This window comes from Metabacillus sp. KH_069 (genome assembly GCF_057838075.1).
The window spans coordinates 2,808,801-2,827,348 of the sequence record NZ_CM174460.1 but is presented as its reverse complement, the minus strand read 5'-3'; the positions used below and the strand labels follow the sequence as shown (position 1 = coordinate 2,827,348).

The following is an 18,548-nucleotide window of genomic DNA, read 5'->3' as shown; positions in this document are numbered from 1 at the left end:
ATTTATCATATTAAGATTATTATGTCAATAACAGTAAAGCGTTAAAAGGGTAAAGACTTTAATTGGAAAAAGAATGCTGATCCGATTTTAAGCATTTATATTCACAAATTGAAAAGGATGCAGTATACTTATCTCGAAAACAAAATAATATGATCTATCTTCGGGGCAGGGTGCAATTCCCGACCGGCGGTAATGAAACAAATGTTTCTAGCCCGCGAGCCGTTTGCAGTTTGGCAGGATCTGGTGTGATTCCAGAGCCGACAGTATAGTCTGGATGGGAGAAGATGGAGGTTCTGGCGTTTAAAATGCAAATTTTAATCGTTTATTTAACCTTGCTTAATTTCTCCCTTTGTGTATGATGCGCAAAGGGTTTTATTTTTGCTTGGATAAACAGGACGTTTCCTTTCTTTCCGGATGGATCGAATAAGGAGAGAGAAAGATGCAGCAGAGTAAGGTGAAAAAGCAAGTATCAATCGCAATGCTTGCAAGTGTAGGGTTTGTATTAATGATTTTTAATTTTCCGATTGGGTTTTCAAGCTTTTTAGAGCTTGATTTCGGAGATGTTCCGGCCATTATCGCAGCTATTCTGTTTGGGCCTGGAGCGGGTATTATGGTCGAAGCAATCAAAAATATTCTTCATTACATTATCATGGGAAATGCAACAGGCGTTCCTGTAGGCCAGCTGGCTAATTTTACCGCAGGTGTCTTATATATTCTGCCTGCTTCCTATATGTACCGTAAAATGAATTCAATGAGAGGCCTTGCAATTGGACTTTCAATCGGCACAATCGTGATGGCTTTAGTCATGAGTGTCTTAAACTATTACCTGTTCATACCGGCATACACATGGTTCCTTAATGCTCCGGCTATGGCAGCGCCGGAATTGCGCGCACTTATCGCTACGGGAATTCTGCCGTTTAACTTAATTAAAGGAATTGTCATGGGATTTGTGTTTATGGCAATCTTCGCGAAGCTTAAAACATGGGTTCATGCACAAACTGACTATAAACGTGCTGCATAAAAAAAATCCTCTGCAATTGCAGAGGATTTTTTCTATTCGAATTTTAAAGCGTCGCCGTCAAATGACTCGTCAGCAATTTTAATGGAATCAGTCGGACAGCCTTCATAAGCGTCCATCATGTCTTCCTCTAAAATTTCAGGTACTTCGACAATTCCCTGGTTATCATCAAGGGTTACAAATGCAATACCCTCATCATCATAATCATAAATGTCTGGTGCAGCAGCTCCACATGCACCGCAAGCAATGCAAGTGTCTTTGTCAACGATTGTGTACTTTGCCATAAAAAAACCTCCTCTGAAATGGTCACACTCTATGATATGGTACATTCATTCATTTGTCAGCGAAGAACTGAAAAATCAGGTGCGTACCTCTTTATATTTATACATTGTAAATCTGTTTTCGAAACTTTTCAATAGGAAAGTACATTGAGAATGCTTATCATACAAGGCTTTCTAGTAATTAAGATACCCTTTACAGGCAACTTTAAACGCCAATTTTCAGATGGAATCTGTTACAATAGAAGCAAGAATCGAAACGTGTCAAAAAGTGTAAGGTGATGTGAATGACTCAAAATTATTTAGATATTGTCTATTTAGATTGTCTTAAGAAATTTGGCGGGGAACGCTCTTCATCAGCCGTTTTTCATTTATTAAAAGGGAAAAAATCCTCACAGACGATTCAGGACAGCAAGCTTTTTCACCTTTCAAACTTATTCGGCATGTATCCGGTTTTGAAGCGAAAAGAGTTTGATGAAGCTGTACAAAATCTCATTGAAAATGGGTACTTAATTTATTCAGAAAATGATGTTCTTATTTTAACAAAAAAAGCTGAAACTTTTCTTGAAACAGTACTGAAAAATAAGCCAATTCCTAAAAACTTGAATGGATCCATCTTTTCATCAAGCGGGTTTCTTTTCTGGAAGAGACTTATGCTGATGACTCAAGTTCTTTCTCATTCAAAAGCAGGCAGCACAAAATACTTGCCGGTAACAAAAGATGAAAAAGTGCAGCGGTGGGTAAAGCATTTTTTAAAGAGGTCACCTCTAAATAAAATAGAGCTGTCAGATGCACTCTATTATGAAATGCTCAGTCATCTGCAGCGGTTTTCAGATCGGGAGGCAGCGATTTGGGTTTATCAATTGACTTCAAATCAGCGCATTGGCCTGACATATGAACAGCTTGGCGAAAAATTTAAAGAAGATGCAGAGTACATAAAACTGCTGTTTTGGAACCTTATACACCGTGTACTAGAAGAATGCAGTCTGAAAAAAAATCACTATCCGCTTTTGAACTCAGTGATACAAGACCTTTCAAAGGTTCACCCTCTTACCGAATCAACCTCAAAAACGCTGCAACTGATCCAATTGGGAAAGTCAATAGAGGATATTGCAAAAATCAGGCATTTAAAATTAAGCACGATTGAAGATCATGTTGTAGAGATTTCATTGAATGATTCTGCTTTTGATTTTTCCATGTTTTTAGCGGACGATTGTCTTCAGGTTATTGCTATGAAGATCGAGGAATTAAACACGCATCAGCTGAGAATTGTAAAAGAAGCGCTGAATGGCCGTTTTTCATATTTTCAGATCAGGCTCGCTTTTACGCGTCTTTAGGAGGAAGTCATGAACGTTCAAGAAGCATTAAAGCGCCATTTCGGACATGATTCCTTTCGAACTGGACAGGAAAACATCATCACAGACATTATAGACGGCCATGATGCGATCGCCCTTCTCCCTACAGGAGGAGGGAAGTCGCTATGCTATCAGCTGCCTGCTTACATTCTGGAAGGGACGGTTCTAATCGTTTCACCGCTCCTTTCACTAATGGAAGATCAAATTCAGCAAATTCGCCTCCGGGGAGAGAAGAGAGTAATCGGCTTAAATGGCGCTCTTCCTTATATGGAAAGACAAAAAGCATTAGGCAGACTGAATCAATACAAATATATCTTTGCATCGCCGGAAATTCTGCAGTCTGAAGCAGTTGCTTCTGCACTTCGGGAGATAAAACTCTCATTATTCGTAGTTGATGAAGCTCACTGTATTTCTCAATGGGGTCATGATTTCAGACCTGACTACTCAAAGCTTGGGGAATTAAGAGAGAAACTTGGCGGTGCCCCTTGCATGGCACTGACCGCGACGGCGACACCGGAAGTACTTAAGGATATTGAAAAGTCTCTTCGGATGACGAACGTGAAAATGCATATTCAATCAGTTAACCGCAGCAATATTGCCATTAAAATTGAGGAATGCCATTCACTTGAAGATAAGATGAAAAGAGTATCTGAACTAGTAAAAACACTGAAAGGCCCTGGAATTATATACTGCTCAAGCAGAAAATGGACGGAAAACCTTGCGCAATTTCTAAAAATGGAGGGCATTCACGAGTCTGCCTGTTATCATGCCGGGATGGAGCAAGAGCAGAGGACACTGATTCAGCAGCAGTTTATTTATGATCAATTAGATGTAGTCTGCTGCACAAATGCATTTGGAATGGGTGTTAATAAAGGGAATGTCAGATATGTCATTCATTTTCATTTTCCCTCTCAAATGGAATCCTACGTTCAGGAAATAGGGAGAGCCGGAAGAGATGGACTGCCAAGTGTGGCAATATCTCTTATTGGTAGCGGAGATATGGAAATACCTTTAGTCCTGATGGAATCTGAGTTTTCAACGTATGAACAGCTCCATCAGACCATTTATCAAATCTCTGCAGACAGAGATGCTGAAGGGTCATTTGAAACGGCTGGTGTAAATGAAATACAGGGAAGATTTATTCTTCATCATTTAGAAAAGCTCCCATATCCTCTGCCGGGGAATGAACAACAGGCGATTCAATTCATTTGGGGGAAAATTGAAGACAGACGTTCTTTCAAAAAAAGAAAATTAGACTCAGTTATGAAATGGCTGCTGTCAAAAGAGTGCAGGCGACAGGGTATTCTCAATTATTTTGAAGAAAAGAATTTTAAGTCACAGGAGATATGCTGTGACAGGTGCGGACTTGATCTTTTACTTTATGAAGAAAAGAAAGAGGAGCATACGCATCGGCATCTCCTTGAGTGGAAGGCAGAATTAAAGGCTATTTTTGGCCAGAACGAGTGATAAAATGCTTAAGCGTCAAAATGAACTTGTCAAAAGAATGACAGATGGGCAGCTGCTTCAGCAGCTCTATTTTACTCAAATTTTACTACTTACAATTTCCGTCTTTTTAAGTATGATGTTATTTAACAGATTGTCTGATTTTAAAGAAATATGGAGGCCTGAACTGGCAGAAATTTTGCTGTTTGGCGGATTGACTGCTGTTATTGTGCTGATTTTCGATTGGATCATCATGCACACTATGCCGAAAGAATGGTATGATGATGGCGGCATCAATGAAAAAATGTTCAGACACCGTTCCTTGCCGCATATTTTCTTTTTATGTCTGTTAATTTCCTTTACAGAAGAACTTTTATTTCGCGGTGTCATTCAGACTCATTTTGGCATTTGGACAGCAAGTTTCATCTTTGCGGTCCTCCATTTTCGTTATTTAACAAAAGGTCTGCTGTTTATTATGGTGATGCTGATCAGTTTGCTGCTCGGGTTTGTATATGACTGGACAGGTAATTTATTCGTCACAGTCTTTGCACATTTCTTAATCGATTTGGTGTTTGCCGTTCAAATTCGTTTGCAGTATATTAACGGAGGTGAAAAATATGAGTAAAAATGAAGAGCCAGCTGCGTCACGCACTTCCAGAAAAAATAAGATTGATGAATATAAATCAAGAACTGGCACCTATCCATCCAGAAGTGAACTTCATAAAAAGAAAGACAAAAAGAAATCAAAGTATAAATATCCCGCTATAAGCATACTGGCCTTATTCTTTTTTCTGCTTCCCATAGTGTTTTACTACAGTATTTCTTATTTCGATGACCGCAGTAAAACTGTCAATGGAGAAAATATTTCCGACTATGAAGATGTTTTAATAAAATATGGTGATGAAGAGGAAGAAGAAGAGCAGACTTCTGACGAACAGTCATTAGAAGAATCTGATACAAAATCTCAAGAAGCTGATCAAGCGTCTCTAAGCTCAGCTGAGACAACTGTCAAAACAGAGGCCGCACCTCAGCAAACTTCAGCAGAGCCTGAACCTGAAAAACCAGAACCAGAACAAGAAGCAAAACCAGAACCAGAACCAAAACCAGAATCAGAACCAAAACCAGAACCAAAACCAGAACCAAAAGAAGAGTACAAAGTAATCAAACACACAGTGGGACCTGAAGAAAATCTGTACAGAATCTCCGTGAAATATTACAGTGACCGTTCAGGCGAGGCTTTAATTAAGCAGTGGAATCAGCTGAGCGGAGACGGTGTGTATGAAGGTCAAGTACTTAAAATACCGATCAAACAGTAAACGCATGAAAACAGCATGCGTTTTTTTCATGCTTGCTTTTCATATCAAGATGGACAACATCATATAATCTGATATAAGAAGAGAACCTTTCCCAGGAGATGTGATGTGTGTGGAAAAGCAAATACAGCAGCTGAGTGAGTCTACCGACTTAGCGACTAAACAAATGCTTCAGAGCGTGCTGAATAAAAAACGAAAATATGAGCGGTATAAAAAGAACTGTTTTAGATGGCAGATGTTTACACTGACAGGCGGGATGGCTTTTTTTCTCTACTTTTATCAATTCATTGTGGTTCCAAAAGGAAGCGATATTGGCTACATGCTCGGTCAATTAGTTGGAAGCGCCTTTCACTTTTTCATCATATTAACCATAGGGGCAGGGTATGCAACATCCCATTATTATAAGAAAAAAGAAGAAAAGTACGAAAAGGAATATCATGGCTTGAGAACGGAAATTATCCGGAAAAGCTCTGAATTGTGGCCTCAGCCTTATCACTGGAAAAAAAGAGGCGAGGTTTATGACATGATGAAGAAGGATTTTGATATTAACCTGTATTTTGAAAGCAAATAAATAGGCGGAGTATAGAGGGATTTAGCAAATAACAGCGAATGTATGGTAAAACGTTAATGGGGTGATGCGATGTTTGTTAAAAGTACAATGATTCCTAAAGCAAGAACAATTCATGCCACAGCGGAGGATTCGCTGTATACGGTGCTTGAAAAGCTGGAAACACATAAGATTGATGGAATTCCAGTCTTGAAGGGGGCGGCATACATAGGGATGATCACCCGTTATCACCTTTATGAACATTTTTTTGAGTCTAATGTGCAGAAAGACGATTTCTTAAAGAACAAAAAAGCGGAAGAAATTGCCGTCAATCGGGATGTGTTCCTTGAAGGTGATGAGATTTTTGAAAAAACGCTGCTGCGGTTAAAAGACTTTCCGCTGATTGCCGTTGTCGGAGAAGAAAAGGAATACTTGGGTATTGTTACGAGATATGATGTTCTTGAACAATTTCAAAGCGCATTTGGAATGAACAAAAAAGGAGTCAGAATTGCATTTACCTCAGTTGAAACAGAGGGCAGGATCGCAAGGCTGACAGAGCTTGCAAGGCAGTTTCATGAAGACATTATTTCCCTTGTAACGTTCGATGAAACCGAAAGCATGGTCAGAAGAATGGTCATGAAAATTGAAAAAAAGGACAATATCAGCCGGTTTATCGAAAGGATAGAAAAGTCAGGATTCAGAGTCCTCGATATCCACGAAGATGAATAAACCTCCTTTCCCTACATATAAAAGTGTAGGGGAGGGATTTTTTTGTTTAAACATGCCGCGTTTTTGATCATTGGATACATATCTGCCTATTTAGTATGTGTTTGGATACCTGTACAGCTTCCGTTTCAGCTGTCTGAATTTATTATGATGCTCGTATTAAACCCTGCAAGATCCTTTTTTTCAATGATTCTATTTACAATCGGATTCATCCTGCACGCTTCGCTTATAAAAACAGCATTAAGACTAACATATAAAATCGCAAGAAACGAAGGCGATGTGCTTGAAACGACGATTAGTTATTGTGTTTTTATTAATTTTTATATATTATTTCAAATAGGATTTTGGCAAACTTTAGTATTAGCAGCTTTTACAGTTTTATATGGGCTGGCAACGGCAAACCATCAAAATTTCTCGCCTAAAAAAGCTCATTAAGATTTTAGTGTACATATCTAATGAAAAAATGTGCTGCCCTTGCAGGATTATTCATTTGTTATACAAAGTTTACACATGCTGTTTAATCCTATATACTTTGAGTACAGTGATTTTTGTTATTGGAGGATTAGATATGTCTGGTCAAGAAGGCAAATACAACATTAAGGCAGTTTCCAAAATGCTTGGAATCCAACCAGGGACATTAAGAGCTTGGGAAAGACGCTATAATATGATTGCACCGGTTCGAAATGATTCAGGGCACCGTTTATATACAGAAGAACATATAAAAATATTGAAGTGGCTGGATCACGAAAGTAAATAAAGGCTTTACCATCAGCCAGGCAGTTAATTTGCTTGAAAACAGCGGCCTTGCTTCAGAAGAGCCTCTTGCTGTGTCAGCAAGTTCCGATACGCCTGACCATGCGCTGGATTTAACGGAAGAGCTGCTTTCGGCTTTGCTTTCATTTGATGAAAATCAGGCGCATGAACTATTGAACAAGGCTTTTAGTCTTTATTCAATTGACAAAGTCCTCATCGACATTTTAGGAACGCTTCTCGTTAAAATCGGAGACATGTGGGAAAATGGCAAAATTACTTCTGCACATGAGCATTTTGCCTCGTCATTTCTCCGTTCGAGAATCGGGATCATCCTTCATACCCTGCCTGTAAACGGACTGCTTCCGAAAGTAGTTTCCGTTTGCGGGCCAGGAGAGTGGCATGAACTGGGACTTCTGATCTTTACTCTTTATTTAAGAAGAAAAGGGTTTGAAGTCATTTATCTTGGGACGAGCATTGCCGACGGGGATATCGATATTGTCCTTGAAGAAGTAAATCCGAAGTTTTTATTCTACTCATGCACGCTTCAGGAAAACGTTGCAAAAACGGTCGAGTCAGTTGAAGAGCTGTCAAAAAAATACAGCAGCTTAATCATAGGTCTTGGAGGCAACGGGTTTAATAAAGCTCCAAGAGAGCACTTGAAAAACTATGAATCATTTTTTGTCGGGGATACGAAAAACCAGTGGGACAATTGGCTTAAAGAGCGCCTTTCAGTTTAACCCGAACACCCCGAAATCTTTTGCTTGTCTTAATGGGTTAAGAGAGTGTAAACTTGTTAAAAATCAACGAACCATCCCATCTGTATTTCATATGATAAGGAAAAGGGCGTTCTGACGGCAGGAGGGTAAGGGATGCGGCTAGAGCGATTGAACTATAACAAGATAAAAATCTTCTTAACAATAGACGATCTAATGGACAGAGGACTTACGAAGGAAGACTTATGGAAAGATTCATTGAAAGTGCATCAGCTTTTCAGAGAAATGATGGATGAAGCAAGTGAAGAGCTTGGTTTTGAACCAAGCGGGCCAATTGCAGTCGAAGTATACTCTCTTCAAGCTCAGGGGATGGTCATCATCGTAACCAAAAACCAAGAGGAAGAAGAGACTGATGAAGATTACGCAGATGATTACATTGAGATGCAAGTGAAGCTCGATCAAAGCTATGATATTATATTTGAATTCAATGAGTTTGAAGACATTATACAGCTGTCAAATGCACTTTTCTCGCAAGGAATAAAAGAAGGGGCCGTATACTCCCATCAGAACAGATTTTACTTCATGCTGGATGAGCATCAGCCGATCGAAGTGGATTCCTTAATTTCAATCATTGCAGAATACGGTAATCCATCCATGATCTCCATTCATTATCTTCATGAATACGGAAAATGCTTAATGGCAGATGGTGCAATTGAAAAACTGCATCACTACTATTGGAGTAAAACAAAATAACAAAAAACGCCTGCAGCCTGCTGCAGGTTTTGTTTTTGGATTTGGCCGTTTGTCATTTTGAAACTATGCCTAAAAACTGGAGTGCCGAAGAAGATTAAATCCTCAAACAGTTAAAAATGTTCGCTATTTTCAAACTTCAAACTGCGATATTTAACCAATTTCACCCATTTACACCACATCGTTGAAATCGCTTACAAAATTGTGTTTGTTTTTGTTTTATTTCTGCTTTTTCTACTTTGCAGAAAACATCTGAAGGTGTATACTATGTCATGAAAGGTGGACATTTCCACACAATTGAAAAGACAGTAGGAGGTTTACTCGAATGGTAGCCGAAAAAAGCACCGATCATAAACGAGAAAAGCATGATGTGTTGAAATCAACACAAACGGTGATACATAAAGCCCTAGAGAAACTAGGATATCCTGAAGAAGTTTATGAATTATTAAAAGAACCGCTGAGAATGATGACGGTAAAAATACCTGTAAGAATGGATGACGGCTCAGTCAAGATTTTTACTGGCTACCGCGCCCAGCATAATGATGCAGTTGGACCAACTAAGGGCGGAATTCGATTCCATCCGGGTGTAACCGAAACTGAAGTTAAAGCGCTGTCAATTTGGATGAGTTTAAAGTGCGGCATTGTTGATTTGCCTTACGGCGGAGGAAAAGGCGGTATTGTCTGTGATCCGCGTGATATGTCATTCCGTGAATTAGAGCGCCTGAGCCGCGGATACGTAAGAGCGATCAGCCAGATTGTCGGACCGACAAAAGATATTCCTGCTCCGGATGTTTTCACCAATTCACAAATTATGGCGTGGATGATGGATGAGTACAGCAGAATAGATGAATTTAATTCACCTGGATTTATTACAGGAAAGCCTTTAGTGCTTGGAGGTTCACATGGCCGTGAATCAGCGACTGCGAAGGGTGTTACGATTTGTATATATGAAGCTGCCAAGAAAAAAGGAATTGAGCTTAAGGGCGCCCGTGTTGTTGTACAGGGATTTGGAAATGCAGGAAGCTACTTAGCGAAATTCATGCATGACGCAGGTGCTAAAATTATTGGGATCTCAGATGCGTACGGAGGTCTGCATGATCCAGAAGGTCTTGATATTGACTACTTGCTGGACCGCCGCGACAGCTTCGGAACAGTAACAAAGTTGTTCAATGATACAATTTCAAATAAGGAACTGCTAGAGCTTGATTGTGATATTTTAGTGCCGGCTGCGATTGAAAATCAAATCACAGAAGAGAATGCACACTTAATCCGCGCAAGCATTGTTGTTGAAGCTGCAAATGGCCCGACGACGCTTGAAGCAACGCAAATCCTGACTGACCGCGGCATCCTTCTTGTGCCGGATGTATTGGCAAGCGCAGGAGGCGTTACCGTCTCTTACTTTGAATGGGTTCAAAACAACCAAGGCTATTACTGGTCCGAAGAAGAAGTTGATGAAAAACTTGAAAAAGTGATGGTTAAATCCTTTAATAATATTTATGAAGCAGCACAAACACGGCGTGTTGATATGCGTCTCGCAGCATACATGGTCGGGGTCCGCAAAATGGCAGAAGCATCTCGCTTCAGAGGCTGGATCTAAAATCAAATATTTGCATGAATTCATGAAATCTCCTATCATTACTGATAGGAGATTTTTTATTAAATAGACAAACAGGACGATTTTAGTTTTATTCAGGAGTGAACGCTTTGAAAACGGAACAGGTCATTATTATCGGCGGTGGTCCATGCGGATTAGCTGCAGGCATTGCCTTAAAAGAAAAAGGGATTAACCCTCTTATTATAGAAAAAGGAAACATCGTAAATTCCATTTACAACTATCCGACACATCAGACGTTTTTCAGTTCAAGTGAAAAACTTGAAATTGGCGAAATTCCTTTCATTACAGAAAACAGGAAGCCATTCCGTATCCAGGCGCTCGCTTATTACAGAGAAGTGGTAAAGAGGACCGGCTTAAGAATCAATGCTTTTGAGAAAGTAACTGAAGTATTGAGAGAAGGAACAGGATTTATTGTCAAAACGTCTAAAGCGGACTACCGAACTGAATTTATCGTGGCAGCAACCGGCTATTACGATCATCCAAACTATATGAACATTGAAGGAGAAAATCTTCCAAAAGTGTTCCACTATTTTAAAGAAGGACATCCGTATTTCGATAAAGATGTTGTTGTGGTAGGCGGGAAAAATTCAAGTGTGGACGCAGCGCTTGAACTTGTTCATGCCGGTGCGCGTGTTACTGTCATTTACAGGGGCGGAACCTATTCCCCAAGTGTAAAACCATGGATTCTGCCTGAATTTGAAGCACTTGTTAGAAACGGAACAATTAAAATGGAATTCAACTCTATTTTAAAGAGCATAACAGAAGAGGCTGTAACGTATGTAGTGGACTGCAAAGAAGAAAAAACAATAAAAAATGATTTTGTATTCGCTATGACAGGATATCATCCGGACCATTCATTTCTCACTAAAATGGGCGTTGCAATTGACGAAGCGTCCGGCAGACCTGCATTTTCTGAGGTAACAATGGAAACTAACGCAGAGGGTATCTATATTGCAGGTGTTATCGCAGCAGGAAACAACGCAAATGAGATTTTTATTGAAAATGGCCGATTTCATGGCGGATTATTGGCCAATCATATTGCAGAGAAAATGAAATAAAGAAAAGGGCTTCCCGATAAGTCTATAAAAAAAAGCAGGCTGGAAAAAGAATGATTTTCCTGCCTGCTTTTTTTTATAAGAATATTTAGTGGCATTATTCGCAGTAGTGCAACCACTTTTAACGGTTCCAAGTATTACAAGTGGCGTCATTTGCAGTAGTGCAACCACTTTTAACGGTTTAGAGCATAACAAGTTGCATTATTCGCCGTAGTGCAACCACTTTTAATGTTTCAAAGCATAACAAGTGGCGTCATTCGCCGTAGTGCAACCACATTTAACGGCTCAAAGCAAAACAAGTGGCATCATTCGCCGTAGCGCTACCACTTTTAACAGTTTAAAGCATAAAAAGTGGGGTCATTCCAAATAGTGTCGCCGGATCCTTATCTGTCTGTCGGAGCTGCCCAAGGCGGTTCCGCTTTTCTATTTTAATAAGAAAAGATTTCCTGCAATTCTTCTGCATTCTGTGTGGTTTCTAGGGCGATCATGAGTTTTAGTCTCGCTTTTTGTCCATTTAGGCCGTTGCTGAAAATTATGCCGGCGTCTTTGAGTGTTTTTCCCCCGCCTTCATAGGCATAGACGTCCTGCACGATGCCGTTGAAGCATCTGGATACGATCACAATTTTAACGCCTAGGCTCATTAATCTTTTTAAGTAAGTCATCATTTTGGGCGGCAGGTTGCCTTGTCCCAGTGCTTCAATGACCAATCCGTCGAGTTTTAATTGTTCTATTGCTTTCAAGATTGTTTCATCCATGCCTGCATATGCTTTTAAAAGCAGGACTTGCTTTGTTAAAGAGGCAACAGCCAGGGATGTTCGATTGACTGGTTTATGATGAAAGGCAACGCCTCTTTTATTAACGATGCCGATTGGGCCGTATTGCGGACTCTGAAAGGTCGCTACATTGCTTGTGTGCGTTTTCGTTGCATTTTTTGCCGAGTGGACCTCATCGTTCATGACAACGAGTACACCCATTTCTGCTGCTTCTTTGCTTGCGGCGACTTGAATGGACGATACTAGATTGTACAATCCGTCTGAACCGAGCTCATTGCTTGATCTCATGGCTCCTGTAATGACAACAGGTATGCTGACATTTAAAGTTAAGTCCAGAAAATACGCCGTTTCCTCAAGAGTGTCAGTACCGTGAGTAATAACGATGCCGTCAATTTTATCCTTCTTGCATGCCTTTTCAATCGTTTCTTTTAATTGGAGCATTTCGTTTGGGGTGATATGTGGCGAAGGCAGGTAAAATAATTCCTTTGCCGTAATCACAATATCATTGAATTTCAGTAAGTTCTGAAGCAGGGGATTTGATTCTCCCTGTTTGACTTCCCCTGTTGTTTCATCCTCACTCATTGAGATCGTGCCGCCTGTGTGAATGACAAATATATGTTTCATAAGCTCCTCCGAATGTTTGAAATCTTTTTCTCTGTTTGATCTGATTCATTCATTTTCAATTCTACGATAACATGATACCATTAATAAATAGAAGATTTTAGAAGAAAGAAGGCCTGTGGATGATTGCCATTATATCTGCCGGCATAGCCCCTGGTTTAGCCATTTTAAGCTATTTTTATTTAAAAGACCAGTATGATTCAGAGCCGTTCTACATGGTTTTCAGGTCATTTGTTTTTGGGGCATTGCTCGTTTTTCCAATCATGTTTATTCAATATGTTCTTGAAGCAGAAAAAGTCTTTGACTCTGGGCTGATGCTTGCATTTATATCAAGCGGGCTTCTGGAAGAGTTTTTTAAATGGTTTATTTTAATAGTGACTATTTATCCGCATGTTCATTTTGATGAGCATTATGACGGTATTGTTTACGGTGTTGCATCTTCTCTTGGATTTGCCACCCTGGAAAATATTCTGTATTTGATCGGAAATGGACTGGAGTTTGCAATTGGCAGGGCGCTATTGCCCGTGTCAAGTCATGCGCTGTTCGGTGTTATTATGGGGTATTATCTTGGCAAAGGAAAGTTTTCCCTTATTTCTGAAAAAAAGAAATGGATTTTGCTGTCTTTGATGCTTCCTGTTCTATTGCACGGATTATATGATTACATATTGGTTGCACATGAACTTTGGCCGTTTTATATGGTCCCATTTATGTTTTTCTTATGGTGGTTCGCTCTGCACAAAGCAAAAAAAGCAAGAATGATCAAACATCCTGTATAAGCAAAAAGCAATCCTTTAAGAGGGTTGCTTATTTTTTTATGGACAGAAGTTCTTAATCAGGTTGTATAAAATGCCATTTACTACAAAAAATACGTTGTAAGGAAAACCATTAATCATGAGGAGGCAGCAGCATGCAAAAAAATCGTTTCATTTGGATGACGGCAGGAGCAGTAATCATTGCCCTCTTTTTCCAAATGACTATTTTAAATCAAAATGAAGCCCATGCGTTTTCGAATCAAGTGATTCAAAAAGGCGCTGTTGGCGATGATGTTGTGGAACTGCAGGCGAGATTGCAGTACAACGGATATTATAACGGTTCAATCGACGGAGTATATGGATGGAGCACTTATTGGGCGGTACGCAACTTTCAATATGAATTTGGATTAAAGGAAATAGATGGACTAGTGGGAGAGTCAACAAAACATAAACTCACACAGACTACAAAATATTATCGGGATTTTGTCCATAAGCAGCTTAACTCAGGCAAAGATTTTACACATTACGGAGGCGTTCCGCTCAGCAGACAGAGCTCGCCTTCAAAAACGTATAAGGCTAAATTAAAAGCGACATACGGCAAAAAAGGAGGAGGCAAGGCCCCTTCAGGACAGGCAAAACAAACACAGCCGAAGCAGCAGGCGCAGCCAAAGCAGCAAGCTCAGCCAAAACAGCAGGCACAGCCTAAAGCAAAGTCTCAGCCTAAAGCAAAAACAACCGCTGTAAATATGCCGGAGGGTTTTTCGCAAAATGATATCCAGCTAATGGCAAATGCAGTATACGGCGAAGCGCGCGGAGAACCGTATATCGGGCAGGTTGCCGTTGCCGCTGTTATTTTAAACCGGGTAGACAGTGCAACATTCCCTAATACAGTATCAGGTGTTATTTTCGAGCCAAGAGCCTTTACAGCTGTAGCAGATGGGCAAATTTGGCTGACTCCGAATGAAACGGCTAAAAAAGCAGTAATGGATGCAATAAATGGCTGGGACCCAACAGAGAATGCGACTTATTATTTTAATCCCAATACTGCAACAAGCGGCTGGATTTGGGGACGCCCTCAAATAAAACAGATTGGGAAACACATATTCTGCAATTAAGAGGTGAATGAAATGATCAGAGGGATATTGATCGCGATTCTGACAATTGGAGTCGTTGGAACGGCATATTGGGGCTACAAAGAGCATCAAGAAAAAAATGCAGTGCTGATTCATGCTGAAAATAACTACCAGCGTGCATTCCATGATTTGACTTATCAGGTTGATCAGCTGCATGATAAAATCGGTGCCACTCTTGCAATGAATTCAAAAAAATCGCTGTCACCGGGCCTTGTTGAAGTATGGAGAATTACATCAGAAGCTCATTCTGATGTGGGACAGCTGCCGCTGACACTGCTCCCTTTCAACAAAACAGAAGAGTTTTTAGCAGCAATATCTGATTTCAGCTACCGTACAGCTGTGCGGGACCTGGATAAAGAACCATTATCAGATCAGGAATATGCCACACTAAAGCAGCTTTATACAAAATCAGAAGATATTCAAAAAGAACTGCGCAATGTCCAGCATTTAGTTATCGATAACAATCTCAGATGGATGGATGTTGAACTTGCTCTGGCTTCTGGCGATGAAAAAGATGATAACACCATTATTAATGGATTTAAAACAGTTGAGAAAAATGTCAATGCCTATTCAGAAACAGATTTTGATCCGTCCTTAACGTCTGTTAAAAAAGAGGAAGAAGGTTTTAACCATTTAAAAGGCAAAGTCATTACAGAAAAAGAAGTTCCAAAGATAGTAGAAAAGTTTGTTCCGGGTTCCACCGGCGAAATGAAAGTAACGCCTAATGGGAAAGGTTCACCGCTTGAGTTTTACAGCGTATCAGTCAACGATCCGAAAAAGAAATCCGAGATTTATCTGGATATTACAAAAAAAGGGGGCTATCCGATTTGGCTTCTTCAGAATAGAGAAGTAAGAGATCCTAAGATCAGCTTAAATGATGCCTCAAATAATGCGGCGAAATTTTTAAAAGATCAGGGATTTGAGGATTTGGTTTTATATGAAAGTGCTCAATTTGAAAACATAGGCATTTTCTCCTTTGTGTCCGTCTATAAAAATGTAAGGCTTTATCCGGATGCAATCAGAATGAAAGTGGCTCTTGATGATGGAAAAGTAATTGGCTTTTCCGCAAGAGACTATCTTGCATCACACCGCAAACGCGTAATTCCGCAGGCGAAAATCAGTGCAGAAGAAGCAAGAAGTTTTGTTAATCCAAATCTGATGGTCCAAGAAGACAGACTGGCTATCATTACAAATGAGCTGGGTGAAGAAGTTCTTACTTATGAGTTTTTAGGAACAATGGAAAATGATACTTACAGAATCTTTGTAAATGCGAATGATGGAACGGAAGAAAAAGTTGAAAAGCTGGACAACTCTGAGCCGATCTATCAGGAAATTTAAAAAGGAAAAATGACAAAAAGATCCTAAAAAAAAAGGAAAAGATGAAATAGACTTTTCCTTTTTTTTATTCCATGATTTAATAATAGAGTAGAGTGAAATAGAGAGTATGTGATCATGTGCTGAATATTGGGGATCGTTTAATTTTTGAAATAAAAGATGATCAGTCTGTAAAATTAAAATGCAGAGTAGTCGATCTTAAGGATCAGGTATTATATACCGATTATCCAGTGAATGAAAAGACAGGAAAACCAGCTTTTTTGCTGAACGGAACTCATTTATCTGCCACCTTCGTTGGATATGATCAAAATCCTTATTTTTTTGATACAGAAGTCCTGGGCAGATTCAAAGATAATATACCGATGCTTGCCTTTAAACTGCCGGCAGCGCATGACATGACCAGAATCCAAAGAAGAGAGTACGTCAGGATTGAGACAGCAATTGATGTCGCTCTTCATTCTGTAAATGGCATGTTTGAGCCGTTTGTGACCACAACACTTGATTTAAGTGCAGGCGGTGCTGCAGTCAGCCTGCCGTCTCATGTCACTGTCAATCAAAATGAAGAGGTGTATGCATGGCTCTCTTTGCCTTTTCAAAAAGGAACAACTGAATATGCAAAAATCAAAGCAAAAATGATAAGAATCATAAAAAACGGTAAGAAAGACATGGCCACGCTTCAATTTCTTGACTTATCAGAATCAGACCGCAAGAAAGTGCTGCAATTTTGCTTTGACCAGCAGCTGCTTATGAAGAAAAAGGGCGTTTTAGCCGAATAAGAAAATTCCAATTGCATCATACTAGTTATAAAAAGTGGAGATGGATACATGTATGATGCGGTTTGAACGAATTGTGATCAAGATTGTGATCATTCAATTGATTCTTTTATTTTGTGCACAGGCTGCGCTGACGAATGCAAATCTTCAGCCCCACATCTCGCGTGTGGTACAATATGAAGGTGTAAATAAGCTCACAATCAGTGAGTGGCTTGAAACCTTTAAACAATCAACTATGCAGGATAAATAGACCTGCATTCTTTTTATTTCTTATTAAAACAGCATGAAGATTCCTGAATATGTATCTAGGAAACTATCAAGGAGGAACTATGGAACAAAATATATCGATTGCAATTGATGGACCTGCAGCAGCAGGCAAAAGCACAGTTGCAAAAATTTTAGCAGAAGACTATTCATATGTTTATATCGACACGGGTGCCATGTACAGAGCTCTTACTTATAAAGCGATTCAGCAGAATGCCGATTTAGAAAACGAAGAAATCCTGAAAGAAATTCTGTCTGATACAAAAATAGACCTAGTTCCAAGTGAAAAAGGGCAGCTTGTTTATGTAAATGGGGAAAATGTCACAGAAGTGATCCGCACTCATGAAGTGACAAACTCTGTTTCAATAGTGGCAAAACATGCTTCTGTCAGAGAAGAAATGGTCAAAAGACAAAAAGAAATGGCAAGCGGCGGCAGAGTGGTTATGGACGGAAGAGATATCGGCACCCATGTTCTGCCTGATGCAGAAGTGAAGATCTTTTTGAGAGCATCTGTGCTTGAACGTGCGAAAAGACGTCATGACGAAAATCTTTCAAAAGGATTTGAATCCGATTTAGAACAGCTGAAGCTTGACATTGCAAGAAGGGACAAACTCGATTCTGAACGGGTCATTGCTCCTCTTAAAAAAGCAGATGACGCTGTTGAAATTGATACCACTTCACTTTCTATTTCTGGTGTTGTGGAAGAAATCAAAAAAATTGTCAAAGAGAGGCTTTGATGAGAATGAACTTTTATCAATTTGCCAAAGGTGTTGTAGCTTCAGTGTTCTTTCCTCTTTACCGGGTCGAGGTAAAAGGGAAGGAGAATTTTCCTAAAGAAGGCGCGGTTCTTTTGTGTTCGAATCATATTGATAATTTAGATCCTCCTACAGTCGGGATATCAGCTCCAAGACAGGTGCATTTTATGGCGAAAGAAGAATTGTTTCGAGTCCCTATATTAGGGGGTATAGTCAGAAAAGTTGGATCTTTCCCTGTTAAAAGAGGCATGAGTGACCGTGAAGCATTGAGAAATGGTTTAAATGTGCTAAAAGATGGCGGCGTCCTGGGATTATTCCCTGAAGGCACAAGAAGCAAAGACGGGCAGCTTGGAAAGGGGCTTGCGGGAGCAGGTTTTTTCGCCCTCAGATCTAATGCTTTAGTCGTTCCCTGTGCGGTTATCGGCACGTATAAGCCTTTTCGAAAAGTGAAAGTTTTCTTCGGCGAGCCTATCAATCTTGATCCTTTAAGAGAGAGAAAAGCTACTGCTGAAGAAGCAACTGAACTGATTATGTCGAAAATCGGAGAACTTCTCGAAAAACATCGCTCTTAAGAGT

The 18,548-nt window shown here is 39.8% G+C and carries 20 protein-coding genes, 1 pseudogene and 1 riboswitch; of the genes and pseudogenes, 19 read left to right on the top strand and 2 right to left on the bottom strand.

What is annotated here, in order from left to right; genetic code table 11:
- Positions 1 to 152: 152 nt before the first annotated feature.
- Positions 153 to 290: riboswitch (FMN riboswitch) on the top strand.
- Between the two features lie 149 nt (positions 291 to 439).
- Complete coding sequence (locus AC3ISE_RS14135) at positions 440 to 1,021, top strand: ECF transporter S component (RefSeq protein ID WP_489221480.1); 582 nt, start codon at positions 440 to 442, stop codon at positions 1,019 to 1,021.
- A 32-nt stretch (positions 1,022 to 1,053) separates the two neighbouring features.
- Here AC3ISE_RS14135 and AC3ISE_RS14130 read toward each other — a convergent pair whose 3' ends face one another.
- On the bottom strand, positions 1,054 to 1,302 hold the full coding sequence (locus AC3ISE_RS14130) for a ferredoxin (protein WP_029280187.1): 249 nt from the start codon (positions 1,300 to 1,302) through the stop codon (positions 1,054 to 1,056).
- 281 nt (positions 1,303 to 1,583) lie between these two features.
- Here AC3ISE_RS14130 and AC3ISE_RS14125 point away from each other — a divergent pair, with 281 nt between their 5' ends.
- The 11 genes and pseudogenes from AC3ISE_RS14125 (at position 1,584) to AC3ISE_RS14075 (ending at position 11,569) form a co-directional block, all read left to right on the top strand.
- Positions 1,584 to 2,633, top strand: coding sequence for a YpbB family protein (locus AC3ISE_RS14125; RefSeq protein ID WP_489221479.1), 1,050 nt, complete (start codon positions 1,584 to 1,586; stop codon positions 2,631 to 2,633).
- A gap of 9 nt (positions 2,634 to 2,642) precedes the next feature.
- Complete coding sequence (locus tag AC3ISE_RS14120) at positions 2,643 to 4,118, top strand: RecQ family ATP-dependent DNA helicase (protein WP_489221478.1); 1,476 nt, start codon at positions 2,643 to 2,645, stop codon at positions 4,116 to 4,118.
- Positions 4,119 to 4,122: 4 nt separating this feature from the next.
- The gene (locus tag AC3ISE_RS14115; protein ID WP_489221477.1) at positions 4,123 to 4,719 is read left to right on the top strand and encodes a CPBP family intramembrane glutamic endopeptidase; all 597 of its coding nucleotides are present in this window, start codon (positions 4,123 to 4,125) and stop codon (positions 4,717 to 4,719) included.
- The gene (locus AC3ISE_RS14110) at positions 4,712 to 5,410 is read left to right on the top strand and encodes a LysM peptidoglycan-binding domain-containing protein (protein ID WP_489221476.1); all 699 of its coding nucleotides are present in this window, start codon (positions 4,712 to 4,714) and stop codon (positions 5,408 to 5,410) included. Before AC3ISE_RS14115 ends, AC3ISE_RS14110 begins: the two co-directional genes overlap by 8 nt.
- Positions 5,411 to 5,519: 109 nt before the next feature.
- Positions 5,520 to 5,978: a DUF2663 family protein gene (locus AC3ISE_RS14105; RefSeq protein WP_489221475.1), complete on the top strand. Its 459-nt coding sequence runs from the start codon at positions 5,520 to 5,522 to the stop codon at positions 5,976 to 5,978.
- Between the two features lie 69 nt (positions 5,979 to 6,047).
- The gene (locus AC3ISE_RS14100) at positions 6,048 to 6,683 is read left to right on the top strand and encodes a CBS domain-containing protein (RefSeq protein WP_489221474.1); all 636 of its coding nucleotides are present in this window, start codon (positions 6,048 to 6,050) and stop codon (positions 6,681 to 6,683) included.
- A 42-nt stretch (positions 6,684 to 6,725) separates the two neighbouring features.
- Positions 6,726 to 7,115 (top strand): hypothetical protein, encoded by a 390-nt coding sequence (locus AC3ISE_RS14095; protein WP_489221473.1) that lies wholly within the window; start codon positions 6,726 to 6,728, stop codon positions 7,113 to 7,115.
- 133 nt (positions 7,116 to 7,248) lie between these two features.
- A pseudogene (locus AC3ISE_RS14090) lies at positions 7,249 to 8,170 on the top strand (MerR family transcriptional regulator).
- A 132-nt stretch (positions 8,171 to 8,302) separates the two neighbouring features.
- Complete coding sequence (locus AC3ISE_RS14085) at positions 8,303 to 8,899, top strand: genetic competence negative regulator (RefSeq protein ID WP_489221472.1); 597 nt, start codon at positions 8,303 to 8,305, stop codon at positions 8,897 to 8,899.
- 322 nt (positions 8,900 to 9,221) lie between these two features.
- Positions 9,222 to 10,493, top strand: coding sequence for a Glu/Leu/Phe/Val family dehydrogenase (locus AC3ISE_RS14080; protein ID WP_309192777.1), 1,272 nt, complete (start codon positions 9,222 to 9,224; stop codon positions 10,491 to 10,493).
- A 107-nt stretch (positions 10,494 to 10,600) separates the two neighbouring features.
- Entirely contained in the window at positions 10,601 to 11,569 is a 969-nt protein-coding gene (locus tag AC3ISE_RS14075; protein WP_489221471.1) for a YpdA family putative bacillithiol disulfide reductase, read from the top strand.
- A gap of 425 nt (positions 11,570 to 11,994) precedes the next feature.
- Here AC3ISE_RS14075 and AC3ISE_RS14070 read toward each other — a convergent pair whose 3' ends face one another.
- Positions 11,995 to 12,963 (bottom strand): asparaginase, encoded by a 969-nt coding sequence (locus AC3ISE_RS14070; protein WP_489221470.1) that lies wholly within the window; start codon positions 12,961 to 12,963, stop codon positions 11,995 to 11,997.
- A gap of 119 nt (positions 12,964 to 13,082) precedes the next feature.
- Between AC3ISE_RS14070 and prsW the strand changes: the two genes are divergently transcribed.
- From prsW to AC3ISE_RS14035, 7 genes are all read left to right on the top strand, one after another.
- Positions 13,083 to 13,736, top strand: a complete 654-nt coding sequence (gene prsW / locus AC3ISE_RS14065; protein WP_489221469.1) for a glutamic-type intramembrane protease PrsW — start codon at positions 13,083 to 13,085, stop codon at positions 13,734 to 13,736.
- A 194-nt stretch (positions 13,737 to 13,930) separates the two neighbouring features.
- The gene (sleB, locus tag AC3ISE_RS14060) at positions 13,931 to 14,827 is read left to right on the top strand and encodes a spore cortex-lytic enzyme (protein WP_489224342.1); all 897 of its coding nucleotides are present in this window, start codon (positions 13,931 to 13,933) and stop codon (positions 14,825 to 14,827) included.
- Positions 14,828 to 14,839: 12 nt separating this feature from the next.
- The gene (gene ypeB / locus AC3ISE_RS14055) at positions 14,840 to 16,183 is read left to right on the top strand and encodes a germination protein YpeB (RefSeq protein ID WP_489221468.1); all 1,344 of its coding nucleotides are present in this window, start codon (positions 14,840 to 14,842) and stop codon (positions 16,181 to 16,183) included.
- Between the two features lie 116 nt (positions 16,184 to 16,299).
- Positions 16,300 to 16,956, top strand: coding sequence for a flagellar brake protein (locus AC3ISE_RS14050; RefSeq protein WP_489221467.1), 657 nt, complete (start codon positions 16,300 to 16,302; stop codon positions 16,954 to 16,956).
- Between the two features lie 52 nt (positions 16,957 to 17,008).
- Positions 17,009 to 17,203: a YpfB family protein gene (locus tag AC3ISE_RS14045; protein WP_070877556.1), complete on the top strand. Its 195-nt coding sequence runs from the start codon at positions 17,009 to 17,011 to the stop codon at positions 17,201 to 17,203.
- A 79-nt stretch (positions 17,204 to 17,282) separates the two neighbouring features.
- Positions 17,283 to 17,954 (top strand): (d)CMP kinase, encoded by a 672-nt coding sequence (gene cmk, locus AC3ISE_RS14040; protein ID WP_489221466.1) that lies wholly within the window; start codon positions 17,283 to 17,285, stop codon positions 17,952 to 17,954.
- Positions 17,955 to 17,959: 5 nt separating this feature from the next.
- Positions 17,960 to 18,544: a lysophospholipid acyltransferase family protein gene (locus AC3ISE_RS14035; RefSeq protein WP_489224341.1), complete on the top strand. Its 585-nt coding sequence runs from the start codon at positions 17,960 to 17,962 to the stop codon at positions 18,542 to 18,544.
- The last annotated feature ends 4 nt before the right edge of the window (positions 18,545 to 18,548 follow it).